21 protein-coding genes are annotated in these 26,026 nt (G+C 68.7%); 11 read left to right on the top strand and 10 right to left on the bottom strand.

What is annotated here, in order from left to right:
- Positions 1–301: 301 nt before the first annotated feature.
- The 8 genes from ACUTR7_RS04440 to ACUTR7_RS04405 all read left to right on the top strand — a co-directional run bounded on the left by ACUTR7_RS04440 (position 302) and on the right by ACUTR7_RS04405 (position 11,607).
- Entirely contained in the window at positions 302–1,657 is a 1,356-nt protein-coding gene (locus ACUTR7_RS04440) for a sigma-70 family RNA polymerase sigma factor (protein ID WP_445608224.1), read from the top strand.
- Between the two features lie 132 nt (positions 1,658–1,789).
- Positions 1,790–4,285, top strand: a complete 2,496-nt coding sequence (locus ACUTR7_RS04435; RefSeq protein ID WP_047473137.1) for a TonB-dependent siderophore receptor — start codon at positions 1,790–1,792, stop codon at positions 4,283–4,285.
- A 205-nt stretch (positions 4,286–4,490) separates the two neighbouring features.
- Positions 4,491–4,826, top strand: coding sequence for a DUF3649 domain-containing protein (locus ACUTR7_RS04430; protein WP_197485475.1), 336 nt, complete (start codon positions 4,491–4,493; stop codon positions 4,824–4,826).
- A 1-nt stretch (position 4,827) separates the two neighbouring features.
- Positions 4,828–6,543 (top strand): PepSY-associated TM helix domain-containing protein, encoded by a 1,716-nt coding sequence (locus ACUTR7_RS04425; RefSeq protein ID WP_445608223.1) that lies wholly within the window; start codon positions 4,828–4,830, stop codon positions 6,541–6,543.
- Positions 6,540–6,917 carry a DUF3325 domain-containing protein gene (locus ACUTR7_RS04420; protein ID WP_013802795.1) on the top strand — a complete coding sequence of 126 codons (378 nt, stop codon included), beginning with the start codon at positions 6,540–6,542 and terminating at the stop codon, positions 6,915–6,917. The genes ACUTR7_RS04425 and ACUTR7_RS04420 overlap by 4 nt, the downstream gene beginning before the upstream one ends.
- A gap of 49 nt (positions 6,918–6,966) precedes the next feature.
- The gene (locus ACUTR7_RS04415) at positions 6,967–8,154 is read left to right on the top strand and encodes an efflux RND transporter periplasmic adaptor subunit (RefSeq protein WP_216293400.1); all 1,188 of its coding nucleotides are present in this window, start codon (positions 6,967–6,969) and stop codon (positions 8,152–8,154) included.
- Positions 8,154–10,148, top strand: coding sequence for an ABC transporter permease (locus ACUTR7_RS04410; protein WP_046986457.1), 1,995 nt, complete (start codon positions 8,154–8,156; stop codon positions 10,146–10,148). Before ACUTR7_RS04415 ends, ACUTR7_RS04410 begins: the two co-directional genes overlap by 1 nt.
- Position 10,149: 1 nt before the next feature.
- Complete coding sequence (locus ACUTR7_RS04405) at positions 10,150–11,607, top strand: efflux transporter outer membrane subunit (RefSeq protein ID WP_445608222.1); 1,458 nt, start codon at positions 10,150–10,152, stop codon at positions 11,605–11,607.
- A 70-nt stretch (positions 11,608–11,677) separates the two neighbouring features.
- On the opposite strand, the gene ACUTR7_RS04400 is transcribed toward ACUTR7_RS04405, so the two are convergent.
- The 4 genes from ACUTR7_RS04400 to ACUTR7_RS04385 all read right to left on the bottom strand — a co-directional run bounded on the left by ACUTR7_RS04400 (position 11,678) and on the right by ACUTR7_RS04385 (position 16,697).
- Entirely contained in the window at positions 11,678–12,952 is a 1,275-nt protein-coding gene (locus ACUTR7_RS04400; protein ID WP_013802791.1) for an acyl-CoA dehydrogenase family protein, read from the bottom strand.
- A gap of 79 nt (positions 12,953–13,031) precedes the next feature.
- Positions 13,032–14,117 (bottom strand): phosphotransferase, encoded by a 1,086-nt coding sequence (locus ACUTR7_RS04395; protein ID WP_013802790.1) that lies wholly within the window; start codon positions 14,115–14,117, stop codon positions 13,032–13,034.
- A gap of 151 nt (positions 14,118–14,268) precedes the next feature.
- Positions 14,269–14,988, bottom strand: coding sequence for a Crp/Fnr family transcriptional regulator (locus ACUTR7_RS04390; RefSeq protein ID WP_012205125.1), 720 nt, complete (start codon positions 14,986–14,988; stop codon positions 14,269–14,271).
- A 170-nt stretch (positions 14,989–15,158) separates the two neighbouring features.
- A complete protein-coding gene (locus ACUTR7_RS04385; protein WP_445608221.1) occupies positions 15,159–16,697 on the bottom strand; it encodes a 3-hydroxyacyl-CoA dehydrogenase in 1,539 nt (512 codons plus the stop codon).
- A gap of 58 nt (positions 16,698–16,755) precedes the next feature.
- On the opposite strand from ACUTR7_RS04385, the gene ACUTR7_RS04380 reads away from it, so the two are divergent.
- Positions 16,756–19,515 carry a type IV pilus assembly protein FimV gene (locus tag ACUTR7_RS04380; protein WP_445608220.1) on the top strand — a complete coding sequence of 920 codons (2,760 nt, stop codon included), beginning with the start codon at positions 16,756–16,758 and terminating at the stop codon, positions 19,513–19,515.
- Between the two features lie 136 nt (positions 19,516–19,651).
- On the opposite strand, the gene ACUTR7_RS04375 is transcribed toward ACUTR7_RS04380, so the two are convergent.
- The 5 genes from ACUTR7_RS04375 to ACUTR7_RS04355 all read right to left on the bottom strand — a co-directional run bounded on the left by ACUTR7_RS04375 (position 19,652) and on the right by ACUTR7_RS04355 (position 23,253).
- Positions 19,652–19,924 carry a hypothetical protein gene (locus ACUTR7_RS04375; RefSeq protein WP_207443315.1) on the bottom strand — a complete coding sequence of 91 codons (273 nt, stop codon included), beginning with the start codon at positions 19,922–19,924 and terminating at the stop codon, positions 19,652–19,654.
- 115 nt (positions 19,925–20,039) lie between these two features.
- Complete coding sequence (thiE, locus tag ACUTR7_RS04370; RefSeq protein ID WP_071955420.1) at positions 20,040–20,963, bottom strand: thiamine phosphate synthase; 924 nt, start codon at positions 20,961–20,963, stop codon at positions 20,040–20,042.
- A gap of 11 nt (positions 20,964–20,974) precedes the next feature.
- On the bottom strand, positions 20,975–21,784 hold the full coding sequence (locus ACUTR7_RS04365) for a thiazole synthase (RefSeq protein ID WP_016446735.1): 810 nt from the start codon (positions 21,782–21,784) through the stop codon (positions 20,975–20,977).
- Between the two features lie 32 nt (positions 21,785–21,816).
- On the bottom strand, positions 21,817–22,014 hold the full coding sequence (gene thiS, locus ACUTR7_RS04360; RefSeq protein ID WP_012205130.1) for a sulfur carrier protein ThiS: 198 nt from the start codon (positions 22,012–22,014) through the stop codon (positions 21,817–21,819).
- Positions 22,015–22,134: 120 nt separating this feature from the next.
- Positions 22,135–23,253 (bottom strand): FAD-dependent oxidoreductase, encoded by a 1,119-nt coding sequence (locus ACUTR7_RS04355; protein ID WP_445608219.1) that lies wholly within the window; start codon positions 23,251–23,253, stop codon positions 22,135–22,137.
- 354 nt (positions 23,254–23,607) lie between these two features.
- Between ACUTR7_RS04355 and thiD the strand changes: the two genes are divergently transcribed.
- On the top strand, positions 23,608–24,489 hold the full coding sequence (gene thiD, locus ACUTR7_RS04350; protein ID WP_445608218.1) for a bifunctional hydroxymethylpyrimidine kinase/phosphomethylpyrimidine kinase: 882 nt from the start codon (positions 23,608–23,610) through the stop codon (positions 24,487–24,489).
- Between the two features lie 33 nt (positions 24,490–24,522).
- Here the strand turns inward: thiD and ACUTR7_RS04345 are convergent, their stop codons facing one another.
- Positions 24,523–24,999: an SH3 domain-containing protein gene (locus ACUTR7_RS04345; protein WP_071955424.1), complete on the bottom strand. Its 477-nt coding sequence runs from the start codon at positions 24,997–24,999 to the stop codon at positions 24,523–24,525.
- 201 nt (positions 25,000–25,200) lie between these two features.
- Between ACUTR7_RS04345 and ACUTR7_RS04340 the strand changes: the two genes are divergently transcribed.
- Positions 25,201–25,965: an ankyrin repeat domain-containing protein gene (locus tag ACUTR7_RS04340; RefSeq protein ID WP_012205134.1), complete on the top strand. Its 765-nt coding sequence runs from the start codon at positions 25,201–25,203 to the stop codon at positions 25,963–25,965.
- The last annotated feature ends 61 nt before the right edge of the window (positions 25,966–26,026 follow it).

Here is a 26,026-nt window from a genome sequence, read left to right as displayed (position 1 = left end):
GCCCCATCCCGCCCGAAACCGCAGGGGCGTGGACGAGCGTCCACAGCCCGGAATCCAGACGTGACAAGGCCTCGCTTTCGGGGAGGCAGCACCGCTTGCTAATGGGTGTTTTGAAGCACCGGCCCCGTGACAGGGGGCTGGTGCGGATGATAGCGCGTGCGGCGTGCGCAAAGTCGCTTCGCGGCCCGTTGCACCTTGCAATCGCGCCCTTTCAGGGATGGCCCAGGGACCGCTGAAAGAGCCCGGCATGCATTGCGTTTATTGAGAATGATTCTTCTTTGCGCGGTTATGATCCAGCCCCATGGATTTGTCCGCCTCCTTCACCCGCGCTCTGCTTTCCGGCTTTGACCGGGCCTATGCCGACCTGGTGCGTGCCGCCACGCGCAGCACGGGCAGCCGCGAGGAGGCGGGCGACCTGGTGCACGACACCTGGCTGCGGCTGGCGGAACACGCGCGCAGCGCCCCGGCCGAGGGCGCAGACCTGGCCGGGGCCGCGAATCCGGCCCAGATGCCGCGCGACGCCACGGCCTATCTGGCCGTGATGGCCCAGCACATGGCGCTGGATGCGCATCGCCGCCGTCAGCGCCATGCCCGCTACCTGGGCGAGGCGGCAGTCCATGAACAACTGGCGCCCAGCCATGCGCCCGATGTGGCCGACTCCGTCATGTACCGCCAGGCGCTGGCCGTGCTGGAGTCCGCCCTGCACAGCCTGCCCGAGCGCTGCCGCGCCGCCTTCATCGCCCACCGCGTGCAGGGCGAGCGCCAGCCCGAGATTGCCGAGCGCCTGGGCGTCAGCCTCAACACCGTGGAGCGCGACCTGATCCAGGCCAGTGCCTGCATAGAGGATGCGCTGCACCGCTGGCGCGGTACGCGGCCCGGCAGCGCCGTTGCACGACATGCAGGTCGGCGGCGCAGCCTGGCCGCGCTGCTGGGCGTGGCCGGTTTCGGCCTGGGCGGCAGCCTGGGCTGGCAGCAATGGCGGCATTACCGCGACACGCATGTGCAGTGGCAGGCCGGCTGGTCCAGCCTGCGCGGCCAGCAGGTGCGCCATGGCCTGCCCGATGGCTCCAGCCTGCTGCTGGACGCGCTCAGCAGCGCGCAGGTGGAGTATTTCGCCACGCGGCGCGTGGTGCAGCTGACGCAGGGCGCGGCCTTCTTCGAGGTGGAGCGGGACGAGGACCGGCCCTTCACCGTGCAGGCCGGCGGCGTGCGCGTCACCGTGCTGGGCACGCGCTTCGGCGTGGAACTGGCCACGGGCGCCCAGGGGCAGGAGCGGGTCACGGTGCAGGTGGAGTCGGGGCGTGTGCGCGTGCAATCCGACGCGGATGGCGGGCGCTTCTATGAATTGTCTGCAGGCCAGGGCCTGCGCATGGAAGGCACGGTGGCCACGCAGACCCGGGGCGATGCCGGGCAGGCGGCCTCCTGGCGGCATGGCGAGCTGGTGTTTGCCGATGCCACGCTGGGCGAGGCCCTGGCGCGGCTGTCACGCTATGCGCCGTTCGACCTGCAGGCCACGCCGGAGGCCGCGCGCCTGCCGCTGAGCGGGCGCGTGCGCATCGCCAAGGCCCATGCCTGGGTGCGGGCGCTGCCCCATGCGCTGCCGGTGCAGGTGCGCAGGCAGGCCGATGGCGGCCTGCTGGTGGCCACGGCGGGCTGAGGCGTGACGGTGGCAAGAGCAACTGCATGCGCACGGCAGCGGGGCGCACATTGTTTTTCAGGAGTTTTCCTGGCCAGTCGTCATGGCAGTGATCCCTGTGGGTCCCTTCCATCACTGCCAAGGACGATTTCCATGCATCCGCTTTTCCCTTCTTCGGGCGCCTGCCGCGCCGCCCTCCATCCGCTGGCCCATGCCGTGCTCTGCCTGGGCCTGGCCATGCCGCTGCAGGCGGCGCTGGCCCAGCCGGCCGCACAGACGCTGCGCTTCGACATAGCGGCGCAGCCGCTGGCCAGCGCGCTGGATCAGTTCGCGCGGCAGGCCGGACTGCAGCTGGTGTTCACGCCCTCGCTGGCCGCGCAGCGGCAGGCGCCGGCCGTACGGGGCGAGCTGCCGCTGCGCCAGGCGCTGGATGATTTGCTGGCCGGCAGCGGCCTGCAGGGCCATGTGCAAGAGGGCACGCTGACCGTGCAGCCCGTCGCCGCCATCGAAAAGACGCTGGCCGAAGTGCGGGTGAGCGCGCGCCGGGCCATCGACGGCACGACCGAGGGCACGGGCTCGTACACCAGCCGCGTGACCAGCATCGCCTCCAAGACGGACCAGTCGTTCCGCGAGATCCCGCAATCGGTGTCGGTGATCACGCGCCAGCAGCTCGACGACCGCCGCATGACCGACATCCGCGACGCGCTGGCCGCCACGCCCGGCATCACCACCAGCCAGATCAATTTCGACTCCACCTATTTCTATTCGCGCGGCTTCCAGATCGACAGCATGCAGATCGACGGCGGCGCGCCGCTGAACATCGCCCAGTACACCTACAGCGTCAACCAGAGCATGGACTTCTACGACCGCGTGGAGGTGATGCGCGGCGCCTCGGGCCTGCTGGGCGGCGTGGGCGATCCGGGCGGCATCATCAACATCGTGCGCAAGAAGCCGCTGGCCGAGCCGCGCTTCGTGGTGCAGCAGTCCATCGGCAGCTGGAACAACTACCAGACCATGGTGGATGCCACGGGGCCGCTGGCCCTTGATGGCCGGGTGCGCGGCCGGGCCGTGCTGTCCTACCAGGACACGGACCAGTTCGTGGACATCAAGCACACGCGCGCTCCCCAGTTCTACGGCGTGGTCGAGGCGGACCTGACGCCCGACACCCTGCTGACCGTGGGCATGAGCCGCAGCAAGATCCGCACGCGCGGCGATGGCGGCGGCGACGTGCCGCGCTACAGCGACGGCAGCGATATCGGCCTGCCGCGCCACACCAGCTTCACCCAGCCCTGGGCCACGGGCCGCAAGGACAACAGCGAGCTGTTCGGCGCGCTGGAGCACCGTTTTTCCGCGCGCTGGAAGGGCAAGCTCAACCTGACCCGCAGCAAGTCCAGCTATGACGGCTCCACGGTGTTCGGCTACGGCGCGCTGGACCCCGCAACCGGCCTGGGCGTGAACTGGAACGGCGGCGGCCACTACCTGTACGAGAACCGGCAGACCGTGCTGGACGCCAGCCTGGCCGGCAGCTTCGACCTGGGCGGGCGCACGCACGAGATCCTGCTGGGCATGGACCGGCAGAAGGTGGAGAGCTTCTGGAACGTGGGCTATTCCACCGATGCCACGGGCGTGGAGCCCATCGATGTCTACAACCCCGGCGCCTGGCGCCCGGCGCCGGCCGGCGAGATCTCGCGCCGCTACAACCCCTGGGGCCAGGACCAGTCGGGCGGCTATGGCGTGCTGCGCCTGCATCCGACGGACCGCCTGCATGTGATCGTGGGCGCGCGCTATGCCAAGTACCGCTTCAACCAGGTCTATGAGTCGCTGAATGCGGCGGGCCAGTGGGAATTGGCATCGGGCAGCCGCTTTTCCGAGCCGGCCAAGTTCACGCCGTATGGCGGGGTGATCTATGACCTGAACAACCAATGGTCGGCGTATCTGAGCTATTCCTCGATTCTCAAGCCGCAGGCGCTGTCCAAGTCGGGGCCTCCTCCGGGCAATTCGCTGGACCCGGTCAAGGGCAAGAGCTATGAGGCCGGTTTCAAGGGCGAATTGGCCGATGGCCGGCTCAATGCCACATTCAGCCTTTTCAACGTGGTACGCACGGGCACGGCGGTGACGGATACGCGCTATCCGAGCAATCACGAGGAATGGTCGGGCAATTGCTGCTTTCTGCCGCAGGGCAAGGTGACCAGCCGCGGCTTTGACGCCGAGATCGGCGGCGAGCTGCGCCCCGGCTGGCAGATCGCGGCCGGCTACACCTACACCACCACGCGCGACAAGACCGAGGATGCGCCCTACAGCAGCATCACGCCGCGCCATCTGCTCAAGCTGTCCACGGCCTATGTGCTGCCGGGCGAGCTGTCGCGCTGGAAGATTGGCGGCAGCGCCCATATCCAGAGCAAGCACCATGTGCGCGATACGCTGTATGACGCCGACTGGAATGAAGTCGGCCGCTACAACTTCACCCAGGGCGGCTATTCCGTCATCAATGCGATGGTGCAGTACCGGATCGATCCGCGCTGGACGGTTTCCCTGAATCTCAACAATATCTTTGACAAGACGTACTACCAGACCGTGGGCTATGCGAGCGGCGGCAATTTCTATGGAAAGCCGCGCAATGCGGTGCTGACGCTGCGCGGCACCTTCTGAGGGCCGGGGCGGGGTCCAGGAGGGCCCGCCCCAGTCCGACCCAGGCCACTGGCCGCAATGGCGAAAACCATTGCGGCTGGCCTTTTTTTCGATCTCGTTTGTCATGTATGAGGAGGGCCTTGAAGGCCGCCGCATCACGGCATCCGTTTTGGCCCCTTGTTTGCACGCATTCGTGCGTTTCTGTGCTTATCCGAATACCCATTACATGCCCCAATCCCAACCCGCTGATCCTGCAGATATCACCCAGGCCGACAGGCCCGTCCATCCGGGCCTGCTTGTCCTGTCCCGCCTGCTGGCCGCCGTCTTCGGCGGCTATGCGCTGGCCAGCGCGCTGGCGGCCTTCCTGGCCGCTGCGCTGCCCGGCGCGCGTGTCGATGCCGTGATCGCCGGCATGCAGTGGAGCTTTGCGCTGCACGCGCTGGCGGTGATCTGGGCGTTCTCGCCGGTTTCGGCGGGCCGGGTCTGGCTGGGGTTGCTGGTGCCTGCGGCCCTGATGGGCGGCGCCGCGCTGCTGCTGGCGCGCAATGGCGGGGGCGTTTGAGATGGCCAAGGCGCAGATCAGCAAGGTCCCCGGCAGCGGCGCTGCCACGGGCGGTTTCCGCCAGGCCCAGGCCTGGCTGCATACCTGGTGCGGGCTGTGGTTTTCGTGGCTGCTGTTCGCGGTGTTCCTCACGGGTTCGCTGGCCGTGTTCCAGGAAGCCATCACGCACTGGATGACGCCCGAGCACCATGCCGAGGAGGCGGCCGAGGCGGCAGCGCGCGCCGCCGCGCCGGCCGGGCAGGGTGCGGACCTGGGCCAGCGCCTGGCCTGGGGCGCGGCCTATATGCAAAAGCACCACCAGGGCGCGCAGATGTGGGAGATCTGGCCATCCGACGACAAGGGCGGTGGCGACCTGCGTGTCTACTGGTTCGACGCCAACCGCCAGTACGCCGATGCCGAGCTGGACACCGCCACGGGCGAGGAAATGACGGCCGGCCACGGCCACGGCGCCGCGCGCGCCACCATGGGCGGCAACCATTTCGTGGACTTCCACTATGAACTGCATGCAGGGCAGGTGGGGCTGTGGGTGATCGGCATTGCCGCCATGGCCATGCTGGTGGCCCTGGTCAGCGGCGTGATCACGCACAAGCGCATCTTCAAGGACTTCTTCACCTTTCGCGCACGCAAGGGCCAGCGCAGCTGGCTGGACGCGCACAACGCCGTGGCGGTGCTGACGCTGCCCTTCCAGTTCATGATTGCCTATACCGGCATCGCCATCTCCAGCCTGAGCTTCATGCCCGTTGGCGTCTGGACGGTCTATGGCACGGACCAGACCGCCCGCACGGCCTTCATCGCCGACATGAACGAGGCCGGACCGCCCGCGCTGTCCGGCAAGCCCCTGGCGGTGCCCGATCTGGAGCCCTTTGTGCGGCGCGGCCAGGAGCTGATGGGCCAGGCGGTGCGCGCGGTGGTCGTCAACCATCCCGGCGATGCATCGGCACGCATCGGCGTCTACGGCTGGAACAGCGATGACCGTGCGCATCAGCGCCTGAGCCCCAATTCGGGCATGGCCATGTTCTCGGCCGCCACGGGCGAGGTGCTGCAGGTACGCCTGCCCGGCGGCGCCGACGGTGGCACCCCCTCGCTGGCCCAGGCGGTCATGGGCGGGCTGCACATGGTCAAGTTCGGCGGCCTGGCCATGAAGTGGCTGTACTTCCTGTGCGGCCTGGCGGGCGCGGCCATGATGGCCACGGGCGCCATTCTCTTCATGGTCAAGCGCCGCAGCCGCCACCAGGGCGAGTTCGGCAGCGCCACGGCGCGCGTGTACCGGCTGATCGAGGGCCTGAACGTGGCGGCCATCGCCGGGCTGGGCCTGGGCTGCATCGGCTACCTGTGGGCCAACCGCCTGGTGCCCGTGGGCTTGGCGCACCGCAATGACTGGGAGCTGGCCGTATTCTTCGGGCTGTGGGGCCTGGCGCTGGTGCATGCGCTGGCCTGCGCGCCGGCCACGGCCTGGCGCCAGCAGATGGGCCTGCTGGCCATGCTGTGCCTGCTGCTGCCTCTGCTCAACTGGATCACCGTGGGCGAGCCGCTGTGGGCCCACATGCGGGAGGGCGACTGGGAAAGCGCCGGGGTGGAGCTGTTCTGCCTGGCCACGGGGCTGGCGGCCGCCTGGGCCTGGCGCTGGCTGGCGCGGCGCGGCGCGGGTGCCGCCACCAGGCAAAAGGCGCCCAAGGGCCAGACCGCCGTAGCCGGCCCCTCGGAGGTGCAGGCATGAGCACGTTGCACGCATCCCTGGCCGCACTGGCCCTGGCCTTTGCAGGCATGGCGGCCCTGGCCTTTGCCATGGACCGCCACTACGAACAATTGACCGGCGCGCGCGAGCTGCCGGCCCGCCGTGGCCCGCAGTTGCGCAGCCTGGGCACGGCGCTGCTGGCGCTGGCCCTTGTGCCCGTTGTCTCGGGCTGGGGTGGCACGGTGGGCACGGTGGCCTGGCTGGGCTTTGTGTCCGCCGGCGCGCTGATGGCCGTGGCCCTGATCAGCGCCCATGCGCGCTGGGCGGCGCGGCTGGCCTGGTTGGCTGGCGTGCTTGCCGTGGCGGATTTGGCGTGGATTGTTTTCAGTTTCGGTACTACGGGGTTTTTCAGATGAGTTTCCTGCTTTCGTTCCAGTTCGGGGTGTGTGTGGTCGGGAGGCAAGCATGACGCGCACGCAGCAACGCTGGAAAGCCATCGCCGTGGCGGTGGTCCTGTTGGCGGCGGCCGGGGGCGCGGCCGCCTGGTGGTCCAGCCGGCCTGCCGTGGCCTACCAGACCGAGACCGTGGCGCGCACCGACATCGAGTCCACCGTCACGGCCATCGGCACGCTGCAGCCACGCCGCTATGTGGACGTGGGCGCCCAGGTGTCGGGCCAGGTCACCCGGCTGCGCGTGGAGCCCGGAGCCCAGGTGGAGAAGGGCGCACTGCTGGTGGAGATCGACCCCAGCGTGCAGCGCGCCACGGTGGATGCGGGGCGCGCCTCGCTGGCGGGCCTGCGCGCCCAGCTGGCCGAGCAGCAGGCGCTGCGCAAGCTTGCCGAGCAGCAGCTCACGCGCCAGCGCCAGCTGGCCCGCGACGGGGCCACGCGTGAGGAAGACCTGCAGACCGCAGAAGCCAACCTGGCCGCCGCCGGCGCCCGCATGGAGCATCTGAAGGCCCAGATCGACCAGACCCAGGCCACGCTCAAGGCCGACGAGGCGCGCCTGGGCTATACGCGCATCTACGCGCCCATGGCCGGCACCGTGGTGTCGGTGGAGGCGCGCGAGGGCCAGACGCTGAACGCCACCTACCAGACGCCCAACATCCTGCGCATTGCCGACCTGTCGGCCATGACGGTGTGGACCGAAGTGTCCGAGGCCGACGTGCGCCGCGTGCGCGACGACATGCCGGTGTACTTCACCACGCTGGGCGGCGCCGACCAGGCCAAGCCCCGGCGCTGGTCCAGCAAGGTGCGCCAGGTGCTGCCTTCGCCCTCGGCCAGCCAGGCGCCGGCCGGTGGCAGCGCGGGCCAGGCGCCTGCGCCCGCCACCAAGGCCGTGGCCTATACCGTGCTGTTCGACGTGGACAACGAAGACGCCGAACTCATGCCCCAGATGACGGCCCAGGTGGTCTTTGTCACCGGCCAGGCCGCGCAGGCACTCACCGTGCCGCTGATGGCCGTGACTGACAAGGGCGGCAGCGCGCACACGGCCCGCGTGCTGGACGCCAAGGGCCAGCCCGAGCAGCGCACCGTGCGCCTGGGCGTGCGCAGCCGCCACCAGGCCGAGGTGCTGGAGGGCCTGCAGGAAGGCGAGCGCGTCATCGTCGGCGAGACGCCTCTGGACCGTGGCCCGCGGTGGCTGCAATGGTGATGGCGCAGGGCATGCAGGCCGGCGCGCCGCTGACCGCACCGCTGATAGAGCTGCGCGGCATCACCAAGCACTACGGCGGCGGCGACAGCGGCCAGCCCGCCGTCACCGTGCTGCACGGCATCGACCTGGAGATACGCGCGGGCGAGTTCGTGGCCGTGGTGGGCAGCTCGGGCTCGGGCAAGTCCACGCTGATGAACATCCTGGGCTGCCTGGACCGGCCCAGCGAGGGCAGCTACCACTTCCAGGGCCAGGACGTGGCCACGCTGGACTCGGACGCGCTGGCCTGGCTGCGGCGCGAGGCCTTCGGCTTCGTCTTCCAGGGCTACCACCTGATAGCCAGCGAAAGCGCCAGCGAGAACGTGGAAATGCCCGCCATCTACGCGGGCCTGCCCAAGGAAGAGCGCGTGCGGCGCGCCCGTGCGCTGCTCGAGCGCCTGGGCCTGGGCTCGCGCCTGGGCAACCGGCCCAACCAGCTGTCGGGCGGCCAGCAGCAGCGTGTGTCGATTGCGCGTGCGCTGATGAACGGCGGCCAGATCATCCTGGCCGACGAGCCCACGGGTGCGCTGGACTCGCACAGCGGCGCCGAGGTCATGGCCCTGCTGCGCGAGCTGGCCGACGCGGGCCACACCATCATCCTCATCACCCACGACCGCACTGTGGCCGCCCAGGCGCGCCGCGTGATCGAGATCAGCGACGGCCGCATCACCAGCGACAGCCAGCGCGACGATGCCGCAAATGGGGTGAATGCGGGCGCCGCTGCCCTGCCGCTCACGCCGCAGCGCGGCAGCGCCGGCGCGCCCTGGCTGGCCGAGCTGTTCGAGGCCGCGCGCAGCGCCTGGCGCGGCATGCGCATGAACCGCGTGCGCACCAGCCTGACCTTGCTGGGCATCGTCATCGGCGTGGCCTCGGTCATCGTGATGCTGGCCATTGGCGAGGGCGCGCGGCGCAAGGTGGTCGAGCAGATGGGGACCATGGGCACGGCCATCCTCTACATGGGCAGCAAGCCGCCGGCCACGGGCGGGCCGGCCGGGCAGATGACCGAGGAAGACCTGGCCGCCGTGCGCGAACTGCCCGAGATACGGCGCGTCATGCCCGTGATTGGCGACCCCATCACCGTGCGCTACGGCAAGGCCGACAAGCAGATCTACGTGTTCGCCGCCAGCGAGGAGATGCCCCTGGTGCACCACTGGAAGGTGGCCCAGGGCCGCTACTACACCGAGGCCGAGGACCGCGACCTGGCGCCCCTGGTGGTCCTGGGCCACAAGGCGCACCAGCACTTCTTCCCCGACACGCCCAACCCGCTGGGCCGCCAGCTGATCATCGGCACGTCGGCCTTCGAAGTGATCGGCGTGATGAGCGAGCGCGGCGCGGACTCGGGCGCGCAGAACTATGACGACATGGTCTTCATTCCCTACCGCTCGGGCCGGGCGCGCGTCTACCAGTCGCAGACCCAGCCCGACTATGTGGTGATCGAGGCCATGTCCTCCGACGTGGTGCACGAGGCGGAGGAGGCCATGCGCAAGCTGCTGCTGGCCCGCCACGGCGGGCGTGAGGACTTCGGCATCGGCAATGCGGCCGCGCGCATCCAGGCCGAGGCGGCCACGCGCCAGAGCATGGCGGTGATGCTGGGCCTGATTGCCGCCGTCTCCCTGGTGGTGGGCGGCATCGGCGTGATGAACGTGATGCTGATGACGGTGCGCGAGCGCACGCGCGAGATCGGCATCCGCATGGCCACGGGCGCGCGCCAGCGCGACATCCTGCGCCAGTTCCTGACCGAGGCCAGCCTGGTCACCTTCGTGGGTGGCACGGTGGGCCTGCTGGCCGGGCTGGCCGTGGGCGTGGTGCTCATCGTGGCGGGCGTGCCCGTGGTGTTTTCGGTGCGCGCCATGCTGGGCGCCTTTGCCTGCGCCGTGGTGACGGGCCTGGTGTTCGGCTACATGCCTGCCAAGACGGCGGCGCGGCTGGACCCGGTGCGTGCGCTGGCGGGAGAGTGAGATGAAAGAAATGAACGACAAGATGCTGGGAAATGCGCGCCTGGGCTGCATCGCCCTGGCCCTGGCTGCGCTGGGCGGTTGCGCCGCACAGCAGACGGTGCCGGACAGGACAGCGCCTGCGCTAGCCGCTTCGTGGAAGCAGCAGGGCGAAGCCGTCCCTGCCTCTGTTTCACCGCAGTGGTGGCAGGCCTTTGGCAGCGCGGAGCTGGGCGGCATGGTGCAGGCCGCCCAGGACCAGAGCCTGGACATGGCTGCCGCCATGGCCCGCGTGCGCCAGGCCGAGGCGGCCACGCGCCAGGCAGGCGCGGCGCTGCTGCCGTCGCTCAGCGGCGAGCTGCGCGCCCAGCGCATGAACCATGCACAGGTGGCGGGCGGGCAGGCCAGCGTCTATGGCGCCGCGCTGACGGCCTCGTATGAGGTGGACTTCTGGGGCCGCAACCGCGCCACGCGCGATGCGGCGGCGGCGGCCTGGCAGGCCAGCCGGTTCGACCAGGACACGGTGCGCCTCACGGTCACCGCCCAGGTGGCCCATGGCTGGCTGCAGGCCGTGGCGCTGCGCGAACGCCAGGCCATTGCGGCGCGCAACGTGGCCAATGCCGAGCGGCTGCTGGGCCTGGTGGAGTCCCGCGCGCGCGCAGGTGCCGCCACCCAGCTGGAGCTGGCACAGCAGCGCGGCCTGGTGGCCAGCCAGCGCCAGGCCCTGGCCACGCTGCGCCGCCAGGGCGAGGATGCCGATGCCACGCTGGCCGTGCTGCTGGGCCAGGCCCGGCGCCCCGCGCTGGCCACGGATTCGCTGCAGGCCCTGCAGCTGCCCGAGATCGGCCCAGGCCTGCCCACGCAGCTGCTGCAGCGCCGCCCTGACATTGCCAGTGCTGAGGCGCAACTGACCGCCGCCAGCGCCAACCTGCAGGCCGCCCGTGCTGCACTGTGGCCCCGGCTGACCCTCACGGGCAGTGCAGGCACCAGCGCTGGGCGCGCCAGCGACTGGCTGCGCGAGCCGGTCTATTCGCTGCTGGCCGGACTGGCCGGCCCCATCTTCGACGGCGGCCGTCTGGCAGCCGAGCGCGATGGCGCCCAGGCCCGGCGCGAGGAGCTGCTGGCCGGCTATTACAAGTCCATCGTCGCGGCCTATGGCGATGTGGACCTGGCGCTCAACGCCGTCCACGGCCTCGAGGCCCAGTCCGACGCCCAGGCCGAGGTGCTGGCCCAGGCCCGCCAGGCCGTGTCGCTGGCCGAGCTGCGCTACAAGGCCGGGGCGGAAAGCCTGCTGTCCCTGCTGCAGGCCCAGACCACGCTGTATGCGGCGCAGGACGATGCCGTGCTGCAGCGCCTGCTGCAGCTGCAGGCGCGCGTGGCGCTGTACCGCGCGCTGGGCGGGGGATGGGAGGCGCCTGCCATGGGCACTGAAATGCCGGAAAGGCAGGCGCAAAAAAGCCAGGAGGCATTGCCACCTGGCTGAGAGGGAAGGGCCAGGGCCGCCACCCGGTCCTGCAGGGTGTGCGGCCTCAGGCCTCAGGCTTGAAGCCTGCTCAGCTGCCGCGCGTGATGGGCACGCCGGCATCCTTGCCGTAGGCGCCGTACTTGCCCAGCTCCCACTTGGCGATGGCGTTGCGGTGCACCTCGTCCGGGCCGTCGGCAAAGCGCAGCGTGCGCGCGTGGGCGTAGGCGCTGGCCAGCGGGAAGTCGTCGCTCATGCCGCCGCCGCCGTGCACCTGCATGGCCCAGTCGATGACCTGGCAGGCCATGCTGGGGGCCACGACCTTGATCATGGCGATCTCGCTGCGTGCCACCTTGTTGCCGGCGATGTCCATCAGCCAGGCGGCCTTGAGCGTGAGCAGGCGCGCCATGTCGATGCGGCAGCGCGCCTCGGCGATGCGTTCCTGCGTCACGGTCTGCTGCGCCACGCTCTTGCCGAAGGCGATGCGCGAGCTGGCGCGCTTGCACATCAGCTCCAGCGCGCGCTCGGCCAGGCCGATCAGACGCATGCAGTGGTGGATGCGGCCGGGGCCAAGGCGGCCCTGGGCGATCTCGAAGCCACGGCCCTCGCCCAGCAGGATGTTGCCAGCGGGCACGCGCACGTTCTCGAAGTACATCTCCATGTGGCCGTGCGGCGCATCGTCATAGCCCATGACGTTGAGCGGACGCACGATGCGGATGCCGGGCGCGTCGCCGGGCACGATGATCATGCTTTGCTGCGAGTGCTTGGGCGCATCGGGGTCGGTCTTGCCCATGGTGATGAAGACCTGGCAGCGCGGATCGCCGGCACCCGAGATCCACCACTTGTGGCCGTTGATCACGTACTCGTCGCCCTGGCGCTCGATGCGGGTGCAGATGTTGGTGGCGTCGGAGGAGGCCACTTCGGGCTCGGTCATGGCGAAGGCCGAGCGGATCTTGCCCTCCAGCAGCGGCTTGAGCCAGCGCTCCTTGAGTTCGGTGCTGCCGTAGCGCGCAATGGTCTCCATGTTGCCGGTGTCGGGCGCCGAGCAGTTGAACACCTCGCTGGACCATGGCACGCGGCCCATGATCTCGGCCAGCGGCGCGTATTCCTGGTTGGTCAGGCCGCCGCCCTTGTAGCCTGCGGCCTCGGCGCTGTCCACGGGCAGGAACAGGTTCCACAGGCCTTGCTCCCGGGCCTTGACCTTGAGCTTCTCGATGGTCTGCAGCGGCGTCCAGCGCTTGCCTGCGGCGGTGTTGGCTTCCATCTCGGCGGCATAGTCCTTTTCGCCGGGATAGATGTGCTCGTCCATGAACTTCAGCAGGCGTTCCTGCAGGTCCTTGGTCTTGGGCGAATATTCAAAGTCCATGGATGCGCTCCTTCTCTTGGCTTGTCGCTTGTGGTGGAAACGGGGTGATCAGTGAGTGTTGGGGGCTGGTCTGGATGGCTCAGCTGCGCTGGGCGAAGGACCAGGCCAGCTCGGCCATGGGCCGGGCCGTGTCGCCGGAGGCCTTGGCCTGGGCGCTGGAGGCCGTGCCGGCCTCCACGCGCTTGGCAATGCCCTGCAGGATGGCCGCGATGCGGAACATGTTGTAGGCCATGTAGAAGTTCCAGTCGGCGCGCAGCGTGTCCACGTCCTTGAGGCCCGTGCGCTCGCAGTAGCGGCGGATGTATTCCTCTTCGCCGGGAATGCCCAAAGCCGCCAAGTCCTTGCCTGCGATGCCCCGGCCCAGCGTGGCCGGGATGTGCCAGCTCATGCAGTGGTAGCTGAAGTCGGCCAGCGGGTGGCCCAGGGTGGACAGCTCCCAGTCCAGCACGGCGATGACGCGCGGCTCGGTGGGGTGGAACATGAGGTTGTCCAGGCGGAAGTCGCCGTGCACGATGGACACGCGCGAGGCATCCAGCGCGCTGGCCGGCATGTGGGCGGGCAGCCACTGCATGAGCTGGTCCATCTCGGGGATGGGCTGGGTGACCGAGGCCACGTACTGCTTGCTCCAGCGGCCGATCTGGCGCTCGAAGTAGTTGCCGCTCTTGCCGTAGTCGGCCAGGCCCTGGGCCGCGAAGTCCACGGTGTGCAGGGCCGAGATCACGCGGTTCATCTCGTCGTAGATGGCGGCGCGCTGGGCCGGCTCCATGCCGGGCAGGGACTGGTCCCAGAGCACGCGGCCTTCCATGCACTCCATGATGTAGAAGGCGCGGCCGATGATGGACTCGTCCTCGCACAGCGCATACATGTGGGGCACGGGCACGTCGGTGCCGGCCAGGCCCTTCATCACGCGGAACTCGCGCTCGATGGCATGGGCCGAGGGCAGCAGCTTGGCCACGGGGCCGGGCTTGGAACGCATCACGTAGCTGCGGCCGGGCGTGATCAGCTTGTAGGTGGGGTTGGACTGGCCGCCCTTGAACATCTCCACCTGCAGCGGGCCGGCAAAGCCCTGCACATGGCCCTGCATCCAGGCGGTGAGCGCGGGCACGTCGAATGCGTGCTGGTCGGAGACGGGGCGCGTGCCTACGAAATGGTCGAAAGTGCTCATGGGGCAGTCAGTCCTGTGATCGGTTCGGAAACCGGTTCTAGAAAGGGGTGCGGCCGCGCGGCACGGGCGCGGCAAGGCACCGGCCGGCGCGAACGTCCGGTCGGTGAAGGAAAGGGTTGTGTGTACGCGGCGCGGCGCGGGCCGCGCAGGTTCAGGCGTCGGGCGCGGCGATGCGCAGCAGCGTGTCGCGGTCGCAGACCACCAGGCCGCCCGGCTCGATGCGGATGGCGTTCTCGCGCTCCATGGCCTTGAGTTCCTGGTTCACGCGCTGGCGCGAGGCGCCCAGCAATTGGGCCAGTTCCTCCTGCGCCAGATGCAGGCCGATGCGGATCTCGCTGCCATCCGACAGGCTGGTCACGCCGTAGCTGCGCACCAGGTGCAGCAGCTGCTTGGCCAGGCGCGCGCGCAGCGGCAGGGTGTTGAGGTCCTCGACCAGGCCGTAGAGCTGGCGGATGCGCCGCGCATGCAGGCGCAGCATGGCTTCCGAGAACTCCACATGCATGGACAGGATTTTCTTGAAGTCGGTCTTGGACACGCACAGCAGCGTGGTCTCGCCGTGCGCATAGGCATCGTGCGTGCGCTTGTCCCCGTCCAGGATGGCCACGTCGCCGAACCAGATGCCCGGCTCCACGTAGTCCAGCGTGATCTGCTTGCCCGTGATCGAGGTCGAGCTCACGCGCACCGCACCCCGGGCGCAGGCGATCCATTCCTCGGGCGGTTCTCCGCGTGCGCAGATGAGCGTGCCATCTTTGAACCGTTTGACGTAAGCGCATCGAAGAATGTCGTGCCGAAGCGATGGAGAAAGTGATGAAAACCAGCGACCGGAATTGATCGCTTCACGTTCTTCGATGGTAAGAATCGGGTCGTCCATGGCCTGTCTTTTGCGTGACTGATGACGGTCACATTGTCGCGTGTGGGACCGCCGCGGCGCAGCATGCCGCCGGCGGGCCTGTCACTTCGGTGTCTGGGCCTGCCGAAAACGGGGCAGGGCGGCGAAAAAAAGGCGACCCGTCGTGCATCGGGTCGCCGGCTTTGCAGGGCTTATGGCTCCTCGTGCGTGAGGCTCAGCCCCAGCGCGCCACGGCGGCGCAGCCAGGGGCTGGGGCGGTAGCGCGGGTCGCCATACACGGTCTGCAGGTTGAACAGGACCTCCAGCATGTTGGTGGGGCCCCAGCGGTCGCCCATGGCCAGCGGGCCCATGGGATAGCCCAGGCCCAGGGTCACGGCCTTTTCCAGGTCGGCCGGGCTGCCGATGCCCTGCTGGCAGATGTCGCTGGCGATGTTGACGATGGAGCCCACCACGCGCTGGGTGACAAAGCCGCCGCTGTCTCGGATCACGCTGACGGCCTTGCCGTCGCTGGCAAAGAGCGCATGTGCGGCATCGCGCATGTCGGTGCGCGTGGCCGGCGTGGTGGCCAGCACGCGGCGGCGCGTGTCGGCGTCGGCGATCAGCATGTCGATGCCCATGGTGCGCGTGCAGTCCAGCCGCTCCACGGCAGCCACCGTGGTCACGTCCAGGCCCAGCGGCGCCACCAGGATCAGGGCCTGCTCGGTCGGTGCCTGCGCGGTTTCAATGCGCGCGCCCAGGCTCTTGAGCAACTGGTAGATCTCGTTGCGCCGGGCCGCGCGTGCGGACACCCAGACCGGTGGCAGCGTCTGCACCTGCGGCACGGCAGGCTCGGCAGGCTGCTCGGCGCGGCCTTCTGCATAGCGGTAAAAGCCCTGGCCGGTCTTGCGGCCCAGCAGGCCGGCCGCCACGCGCTGCGCGGCAATGGGGCTGGGGCGGTAGCGCGGCTCCTGGTAGTACTGGTGGTAGATGTGCTCCATCACGGCATGGGTGACATCCAGGCCGGTGAGATCCATCAGCTCGAACGGGCCGAGCTTGAATCCCACCTGCTCGCGCAGGATGCGGTCGATGGTGGCGAAGTCGGCAATGCCTTCCTGCACGATGCGCAGCGCCTCGGTCACATAGCCGCGGCCCAGGTGGTTGACCAGGAAGCCCGGCGTGTCCTGCGCACGCACGGGCGTGTGGCCGAAGCTGCGCGCGAACTGTGCCAGCGTGGCGCAGGTGGCCTCGTCCGTGGCCAGGCCACGCACGATCTCCACCACCTTCATCAGCGGCGCCGGGTTGAAGAAGTGAAAGCCGGCAAAGCGCTGCGGGTGCTTGAGCGCCGTGGCCAGCGTGGTGATGGAAAGCGCCGAGGTATTGCTGGCGATGAGGGTCCCGGGTGCGACGATGGCCTCCAGCTCGCGCAGCAGCGCCTGCTTGGCATCCATGCGCTCGACGATGGCCTCTATCACCAGATCGCAGTTCCTGAAGGCATCAAGATCGTCCACCACCGTCAGCCGGGCCTTGCAATCTGCGGCTTGCTCACTTGTTATTTTTTGTTTCTTCTGCAGCGTGTCCCACAGCGCAAGCAGCTGTTGTTGCGCTTGTGCGGCAGCACCGGGACGGGCATCCTGCAACAGCACCCTGGCGCCTGCCTGGGCGGCCAACTGGGCAATGCCTTGCCCCATGATGCCTGCGCCTATCAATCCGACGTTTCTGATAGGAGAAATGTTGTTTTGGATCATATACATAGAGGAGGTGTCCTACAGGTGTCTATGCAAAAATGCAAGCGTTCAAAGAAAGGCTGATGTGAGAATTTGTAGCACCATTCTCGGCGTCGCCCTGTCCTCCATGGCCTGGAACGCGTCCGCATTGTCGTTGGGCAGTCCTCGGGGCAACGTGGTGCTGGGCGCTCCGTTCGACCTGGTGGTGGGCTTGCAGCCCGATAGCGGAAACGACGCCGGCAGCTCCTGTGTGCGCGCCGAGCTGCTGGCCGGTGACAGGCCCATCGAATCCTCGCGCGTCAGTGTCAGCCCGACCTCGTCGGGCAAGGCCGTGCGGGTGCAGGCCCGCTATACGGTGGACGAGCCCATCGTGACGCTCAAGCTGTGGGCGGGCTGCGAAGGTGGCGGCATCAGCCGCAGCTATACGCTGCTGGCGCAGCTGCCAGATTCGGTGGACGCCTCAGGCAACCAGCCCATCAATGTGCGTGAACTGGCAGCAGCCCAGCCTGCGCTGCCGACCGTGGGCGCCGCAGCAGCAGCAGCCGGTGCTGGTGCTGGTGCTGGTGCAGCCGGTGTGGCTGGCACCGCTTCTGAATCTTCTTCGACACCCTCCCGCGCGGCCGCTGCCCGCAGTGCCCGGTCGGATGCCCGGCCTGCCACGGTGCCCGCTCCCAAGGAGGCGCAGCCCCAGCCCAAACCAAAGCCCAGGCCGAAACCCAAGGCCGCGGCCGAAAAGTCCAGGCCTCCCGTGGGTGTGACCGCCCAGGCCCAGGCCGGGCAGCTGCAGGCAGGCCTGCGCATCGAACCGCGCCTGCGCATGGAGCCGGTGGAAGAATGGCTGGGCACGGGCGGAACCCCGGGCGCCGCTGGAGCAGCCGGAACACCCGGAACACCCGAAGGCGGCGCCGCATCTGCGGCTCCCATGTTCGATGCCGGCAGCGAGCAGCTGGCCGAGGCCAACAAGCGCGTGCAGGCGCTGGAGGCCGAGATGGCGGCCTTCAAGAAGCGCGACGGCGTGGACCGTGGGCAACTGGCCCAGTTGCGGGCCGAGCTGGACGCAATGCGCCAGGAGTCCGGCGGCTCGTCCTGGCTGTTCAATGCGCTGCTGCTGGCCCTGATTGCCGCCGTGGCCGTGATCGGCTGGATGGCCTGGCGCATGCGCTCGGGTGCTTCGCTTTTCTCGCGCGAGCAGAACGCCTGGCGGGAATCGGTGGAGCGTTCGTCGCAGGACCCCGTGCCGTCGACCCCGCCGCATGTGCGCGATGACGAGATCCACACCCTGCCGCATTCCCTGGATCCCCATCGGCCCACGCGGCCCATGGCCCCCAGCCTGCGTGAGCACCGGCCTGCGGCACCGCAGCAGGACGACCGCCGGGGACCGGATACCCTGGCTTCGCCCTATGTGCAGCGCGGCGCCCAGATGCGTCCCGGCGTGACCTATGAGCTGCATGAGGATGTGGACCCTGGCGACTTCGGCCCGGCCACCATTCCCGTGCCTGTGTCCGTGCATGCCGAGCTGGAAACCGAGCCTGCGCCGCAGGCCCCGGCACCTGTGCGCACGTCTGCGCCCGAGGCCATCAAGGCCAGGCGCATGGTGCAGCCCGGCGAACTGTTCGACGTGCAGCAACAGGCGGAATTCTTCATCTCGGTGGGCGAGCACCAGCAGGCCATCGAGCTGCTGCGTTCGCATATCGACACGCATGAGGATTCCTCGCCGCTGGCCTATCTGGAGCTGCTGCACCTTTACTACACGCTGAGCCGCCGCGACGATTTCGACCAGCTGCGCGCGCGTTTTGCCAGGCATTTCAACGCCCGTGTGCCGGCCATGCCGGGCTTCACCGACAAGGGCAGCAGCCTGCTGCAGGGCTATCCCGAGCAACTGGCACGCATCGAGGCCCTGTGGCCCGTGGAAGAAGTCGAAGCTTGCCTGGCGCACTACCTGTTCAAGCAGGACGGTGCACCCGACCCCGATGCGCCGGCTCCCTTCGATCTGGCCGCCTTCGACGACCTGCTGCTGCTGCTGTCCATTGCGCGCACCTCACCTGCCGGAACACGCGGCGAACCCGGCCCGCGCGAGCGCACCACGCCCCGCATGGTGGCGGGCACGGCCGCAGCCGGCGCAGCCACGGCCGGCGCGGCTGCCTTCACAGCGGCTGCAGAAACCACGCCGGCGCAGGCTTCTGCATCCGCAGCCACGGGCGTGGACTGGATGGCAGAGCTGCAGCCGCCGATAGAACCTGCACAGCCGCAGCCGGCCTCTGTGATGCCGCTGGAGCCGGGCCTGGAGTTCACCCCCATGGACACGCTGCCCCTGTCCACGGGTGCAGTCGGTGGCGGCGACAAGCCTGCGAGCAGCGCACCGGACTCGTTGTCCGCACCGCTGCACTTCGAGCTGCAGCCCCTGAACTTCGATCTGGATCAGGCCGGCCAACTGCCCGCAGGCCAGGTGCGCGCCGTGCCCCTGGGCGAGGCGCCTTCCTTCATCCACGATGAGTCGGCACCGCTGCTGGACATAGACCTCACGGACCTGGGCGAGAACGAGCTGCCGCATGTCGACGTGCCCTCGCGCTTTCCGCCCGTGACGCTGTCGATGCCCGGTTCGGGTGCCGTGGGTTTCAGCAGCCACAATCTCAAGGCGCCGCTGGACATGGACCTGGCGCTGGACAAGTGGGAGCTGGAGCCGCCCGACACCGTGCGTGAGCACCGTGGCCTGGACGAGCCGCTGAGCCGCTCGGTGGACATGCTGCTGTCGCGCGAAACCGATCCGGCCTTTCGCACCGCGCTGCCTGATGCGGAAGCCGACAACGGGAAGGACAAGCACAATGATCCGCCGCTGAGGGGGTGATGGAGCGCAGGGCACCTGTTGAATAAATAAAGGGAGCCATTGCTCCCTTTATTTATTGGCTGATCAGCGCTGGCTGTCGTGTGGCAGATTGCTCAAATGCAGTGTCCTGGCAAATTCGTAAATTTACGGAGATTTGTCACTGAGGAAGCAGAAGGTCCTCTCTTATCTCGCCATTGCTACCAAACAGTTCAAGATAGCCGTCATCGGAAATATCGGTTAGCTGATATTCCGTTTTTTGGAGTTCGGGAAAATCCAAGTTTGTTTTTATGTCTGAGATGGTGTGCGCTTGAACTGATAGAGAAAAGCCTGCACTGAACACGAAAGCCGCAACCAGACTCGCATGAAGCCCTCTGACTCTGAAGTACCGAGGCAGCAAAAGACGGGCGGGACCATTGTCTGCGGTTCTCATCGGCGACCTTTCGGAGTTGGGGCAGCCCATTCTAGTTTTACGACTTCCGCAAGAGAAGTACATTCGCGCCATCGAACGGCGCAGGCCGATGCATTTAGATGATCGCCCTGCACTTTCAGGCCGACGCCTGCATGCTGGCCATCAACTCGCGTGCCGCCGCTTCAGGATCCTCGGCATTGACCAGTGCCCGCACCACGGCCACCGAGCCCACGCCCGTGGCGCGCACGGCCGGGAACTGGTCGGCCGAGATGCCGCCTATGGCCACCAGCGGATAGCGCTGCATCAGCCGCACATAGGCGCCCAGGCGCGCCAGGCCCTGCGGAGCCGTGGCCATTTTCTTGAGCGTGGTGGGGAAGACGGCGCCCAGCGCGATGTAGCTGGGCTGCACGGCATGGGCGCGCACCATTTCGGCATAGCCATGCGTGCTCACGCCCAGGCGCAGGCCCGAGGCGTGGATGGCCTGCAGGTCGGCGCCGGCCAGCGCATCCAGGTCTTCCTGGCCCACATGCACGCCATAGGCGCCGGCATCGATGGCCTCGCGCCAGTGGTCGTTGATGAAGAGCAGGGCGCCCGTGCCTTCCACGGCGGCCACGGCGGCGCGCACTTCGCGGGCGATGGCGTCGCGGTCCTCGGACTTGAAGCGCAATTGCACGGTGGGCACACCGGCGCGGGCCATGCGGCCCACCCATTGCGCATCGGGCAGCACGCCGTACAGGCCCAGGGACCTTGGACAGTCCGGGAAGGCCAGTGCGGGATCGGCGCCCTCCAGGCCGAAGTCGCGCGGATCGTCGGGCCATAGCGTGGCCTCGAAGCGGCCCCTGCGCAGCGTCTGCGCCTGCCAGGCGCAGGCCAGCGTTTCGGCGTCGATGGCGATGAAGCCCAGGGCGCTGCAGGCCTGCAGCGCCGCAAGATAGGCCGGCTCCTGGCGCTGTGCCTGCGGCACGGGCTGCGAGGGCAGGGCGGAGCCTTCAGGGGCGAAGGTGGCGCCGTGCAGGCGCACGATGGCATCTGCCCAGGATTGGATCGAGTCGTTGCTCATGGCCGGTCTCCTCAGCCGTGGTGCCAGAACGGCGTGCCCAGCACGGGCGTGCTGGGCTGGGCGGCCGATTGCTCGGCCATGGCGCCGGCGCGGTGGGCGGCGTGGCCGGCGTTCACGGCATCGGCAAAGGCGCCGGCCATGGCGACGGGATCTTCGGACAGGGCCACGGCCGTGTTCAGCAGCACGGCGTCATATCCCCATTCCATGACCTGGCAGGCATGCGAGGGCCGGCCCAGGCCCGCATCCACGATCAGCGGCACCTTCAGGCGTTCGCGCAGCGTCTGCATGGCGTAGGGGTTGACGGGGCCGCGGCCCGTGCCGATGGGCGCCGCCCAGGGCATGACGGCCTGGCAGCCCACATCCACCAGGCGCTGGCACAGCACCAGGTCCTCGGTGGTGTAGGGCAGGACCTGGAAGCCGTCCTTGATGAGGATGGAGGCGGCCTCGACCAGGTTCAGCGTGTCGGGCTGCAGGGTGTAGTCGTCGCCGATCAGCTCCAGCTTGATCCAGGGCGTCTCGAAGACTTCGCGCGCCATCTGGGCCGTGGTCACGGCTTCCTGCACGGTCATGCAGCCGGCGGTGTTGGGCAGCACGGGCACGTTGAGCTTTCTGAGCAGTTCCCAGAAGCTAGCACCGGTCTCGGCGGCATTGCTGCCCTGGCGGCGCAGCGAGGCCGTGACCATGGCCGGGCGGGCGCGCTGCACGGCAGCTTCCAGCACGGCGGGCGAGGGGTAGCGGGAGGTGCCCAGCAGCAGGCGGCTGTCAAAGCGCTGGCCGTACAGGACCAGGCTGTCGTCGGAGGAAGAGGCGGAAGTCGTCATGGCGTGAGGCAATGGGAGAGTCGGATGGGGCATCAGCCGCCGGTCACGGGCGAGATCACTTCGAGGCGGTCGCCGTCGTTCAGCGCCTGCTCGGCATAGCGGGCCTTGGGTACGAAGACGGTGTTGATGGCCACGGCAAAGGGCGGGCGCGGCGCAAGCTGGGCCAGCGCGTCGGCCACGGTGGCTCCGTCGCTCAGTTCGGTCGCTTGCTGGTTGATGGTGATGTTCATGGCGGCTGGGGGGAAACGAAAGGCGGGTACGGGGGGCTTGTTCGATCTTAGGCAGGGCCAGGCCTGGCGACCCTGCATGCATGTCCGGTCTGTTGTGCGTGAAAGTGCCGTGCGTGCCGTTCAGGCGGCTGCCTTGTGCTGCGATGGCGCATGCTCGACGGCAACATTGAAGCGGCGGGCCAGTTCGGAATCACCGCTGTCGAGCAGCTCCAGCACCACGTCCAGCATGGCCGGCGCGATCATGAAGCCATGGCGGTACAGGCCGTTGACCTCCATCACGCGCGGCGCGCTCCAGCGCACGGCCGGCAGATTGTCGGGCAGGGTGGGGCGGCATTGGGTGGCTATCTCGACGATGCGGCCCTCGGCAAAACCCGGATGCACGGTGTAGGCGGCACTGAGCAGCTCCAGCGTGGAGCGCACGCTGGCCGGCGACATGTCGTCGGACTCGATCTCGGTGGCGCCGATGACGAAGAGGTGGTCCTCCTTGGGCGCAATGTAGATCGGGTAGCGCGGATGGATCAGGCGCGTGGGCCGCTGCAGCGTGACCTCGGGCGCGTGGATGCGCACCACCTCGCCGCGCACGCCGCGCAGCGCAGGCCACTGGCCGCGTGCGCCCAGGCCCCGGCAGTCCAGCACCCAGTCGGGCTGGCCCGGCGTGCCGGGTTGGAAGTCGGCCAGCTCGCGCGGCTGGTTCCAGTGCTGCTCCACGCCCAGGCGGGTCAGCGTGGCGCGGAGTGAGGCCAGCAGCTGGCGGTTGTCCAATTGGCCCTCGCCCTGCAGGTACATGGCCTGGGCAAAGCGCCGTTCAAGCGCGGGCTCGCAGTCGTGCAGGGCCTGGTCGGCCAGCGGCTGCAGCGCGGGAAGGCTGGGGTTGATGCGGCGGTTTTTCTCCAGCAGGCCGAAGAAGCGCTGGGCATCGCCCGCGTCCTGGCGGTGCCAGAGGATGAGGGTGCCGTTTTGCTGGAAGAACACGGGCGCATCGAGCTGGGCCAGCAGTTCGGGCCAGCGCGTCAGGCCGTGCTGGCCCATGCGCACCACGCCGGGCTCGGTGATGGCCGATTCGGCCAGGGGCGCGAGCATGGCGGCTGCCACGCGGGCCGCTGCGCCATCGCCTTCGGGGCCGTGGGCGTCGTATACGGCAATGCCGTGGCCGCGACGGGCCAGCGCCAATGCCAGCAGCCGGCCCATGAGGCCGCCGCCCAGAATGGCGATGCGGGAAGAAGCTTGTAGAACGGACATGTGCATCTGGTGGTCAAGTGCGCCCATGCCCGTGGGACTGCCGGCCGGCTGTCCGCGCACAGGGCATGTGCTGGACAAAACGCGGCGTACCACCCCGATTGATTGAAACTCCCCACGCCAGCATGACCTGGATCGGGTGCAGGGGCGCTGCGCGGCAAGGTGCCTGTGGTGCAGGCTTGTGCGGCAGGGGGCTGGTCGCCCCGGGGCCCCAGGGTGTTTCTCAGTCACGCATCGGTGAGGCGGGCCAGGCCCTGTTTCACCGACGGGACACCCCTGTTTCGTCCGTCAGCAGGCATTACAGCACATCCCGCAGCTGCCGGTATTGACCATGCGCATGGGTGATAATTTTCGCCCATGACTGCCGACCACTCCCCTTCGACCGCCGCATCCCCCGAACCGGCTCCCGCCGCGCGCAAGCGCTATGCCCGCGTGCTCATCATCGCGGGCTCCGACAGCGGTGGCGGCGCCGGCATACAGGCCGACCTCAAGACCTGCAGCGCACTGGGCTGCTACGGCATGACGGCCATCACGGCCATCACCGTGCAGAACACGCTGGGCGTCAGCGGCATCCACGGCATTCCCGTGGACATACTGCGCGGCCAGATCGATGCGGTGGTCGAGGACATCGGCGCCGACGCCGTCAAGATCGGCATGCTGGCCACGCCCGAGGTGGTGCAGGTGGTGGCCGATGCCATCCGCCGCCACCAGCTGCGCAACGTGGTGCTGGACCCCGTGATGGTGGCCACCAGCGGCGACCGGCTGATCGCGCCGGAAACCGCCTCCGTGCTGGTGCGCGAACTGTTCCCCCTGGCCACCGTGGTCACGCCCAATCTGGACGAGGCCGCACTGCTGCTGGGCCACTCCATTGATGGCATAGATGCACTGGACGGCGCCGTGCAGGAACTGCTGGCGCTGGGCGCGCCGGCCGCCTTGCTCAAGGGCGGGCACTTGTCGGGCGATCTGGTGGTGGACCTGCTGGGCCATGGCAACGGCCAGCGGCTGCGCCTGCAGTCGCAGCGCATTGCCACGCACAACGGGCACGGCACGGGCTGCACGCTGTCTTCGGCGATTGCCTCGCACTTGGCGCTGGGCCTGCCGCTGGAGGCGGCCGTGGGCCAGGCGCGCGATTACATCCTGGGCGCGATTGCGGCCGGCGCCGATGTGTTCACGGGCGCCGGCCATGGCCCGCTGAACCACGGCTATGCGCCGCGCGCGCAGGTTGTGGTCAACGGCTGAACGTCAGCCAGACGTCCAGGTAATCAGCCCACGTCACCAGCCCCAGGTCAGGCTGCGCGCCACCCAGCCCTTTTGGCCGTTGTCGCGCTGGACCTGGGCCCAGGAGCCCTGTTTCCTGAGCGTGCGCACCACTTCCATTTCAGCCAGCTTGCCCACCACGCGATGGTTCTGGCCCGGGCCGGCGCGCAGGTTTGCGGTGCGTCCGGTCACCACCATGTGCGGGGTCTTGCCGGTCAGCGGCGCATGCACCCAGCCCAGCGTGCTCTCGTTGTCCCTGACGCGCAGCCACTGGCCCTTGCGCTGCACCACCTGCAGCGGATAGCCCTTGCCCAGTTCCCACAGCGTGGCCGAGCGCGTGGTGGGCTGCTGCCGCACATTGACGCTGGAACCCTTGACGCTGACGAACTCGCGCGCATGGGCGACGGCCGGGGCCAGGGTGGTGGTGAGGACGGCGAGGGCGGTGGCGGCTGCGGCCAGCCAGCGGGCGGCACGGCGTTGATTGCAAGGCACGGGAACGGGTCTCCTTTCGTTCGAGGTCGGCTGGCGCGCGGAGACTTTCCAGCGCGGGCCGAGCCCAGGGAAAGCGCGTGGGATCAGGCGATGCCGCTATAGTTCCTGAATGAAACTGACGGGCGGCCCCCCGGGTTCGCCTGCAATCGCCCGGGCTTGCCGTACGCTTGCCGCACCACAGTGTTTTCCAGGAGGGCTTGTATGCACCATGCTGTTTCCCGATCCGGCGCGCAGGGCCGGCACGCGGCGATTCTGACGGCCTGCCTTGCGGCGGGACTGGCGGATGTCCAGGCGCAGGAGGCCCAGGCCGTTGCCGCAGCCGCCGAGGGCCGCGACGCGGCCAAGGCGCAGGAGGGTGTGGTGAACCGCCCCGAATTCGGCCCCGCGCTGCTGGCGGCCGCCCAGGCGGGCGAAGCGCTGCAGGTGCGCGACTGGCTCAAGCGCGGCGCGCCGGTGGATGTGCGTGATCCGCAGGGCAACACTCCGCTGCTGCTGGCCGTGCGCGGCAACCATGTCGAGGTCGCGCGCTCCTTGCTGGTCCACGGGGCCAATCCCAATCTCAAGAACGACCTGCAGGACAGTGCCTATCTGCTGGCCGGTGCCCTGGGCCGGCTGGAAATCCTGCGCATGACACTGTCGTATGGTGCCGACCTGCAAAGCGTCAACCGCTACGGCGGCACGGCGCTGATCCCCGCCTGCGAGCGCGGCCACGTCGATACCGTGCAGGCCTTGCTGGCTGCCGGTGTGCGGGCCGACCATGTGAACCGGCTGGGCTGGACCTGCCTGCTCGAAGCCGTTTTGCTGGGCGATGGTGGCCCGCGCTACCAGGACATCGTGCGCCAACTGATCACGGCGAAGGCGGACCTCAGCCTGCCCGACAAGGACGGCGTCACGGCCCTGGCCCACGCCCGCCAGCGCAGCCAGCATGAGGTGGAGCGGCTGCTGCAGGAGGCGGGAGCGCGCTGATCGACGCAAGCGAAAACGCCTGAGATCGAGGTCTGAACACCAGAATCAGACGGATCTGATT

The organism is Delftia sp. NA_296.1, from assembly GCF_052692095.1.
This window is presented reverse-complemented; position numbering and strand designations above follow the sequence as displayed.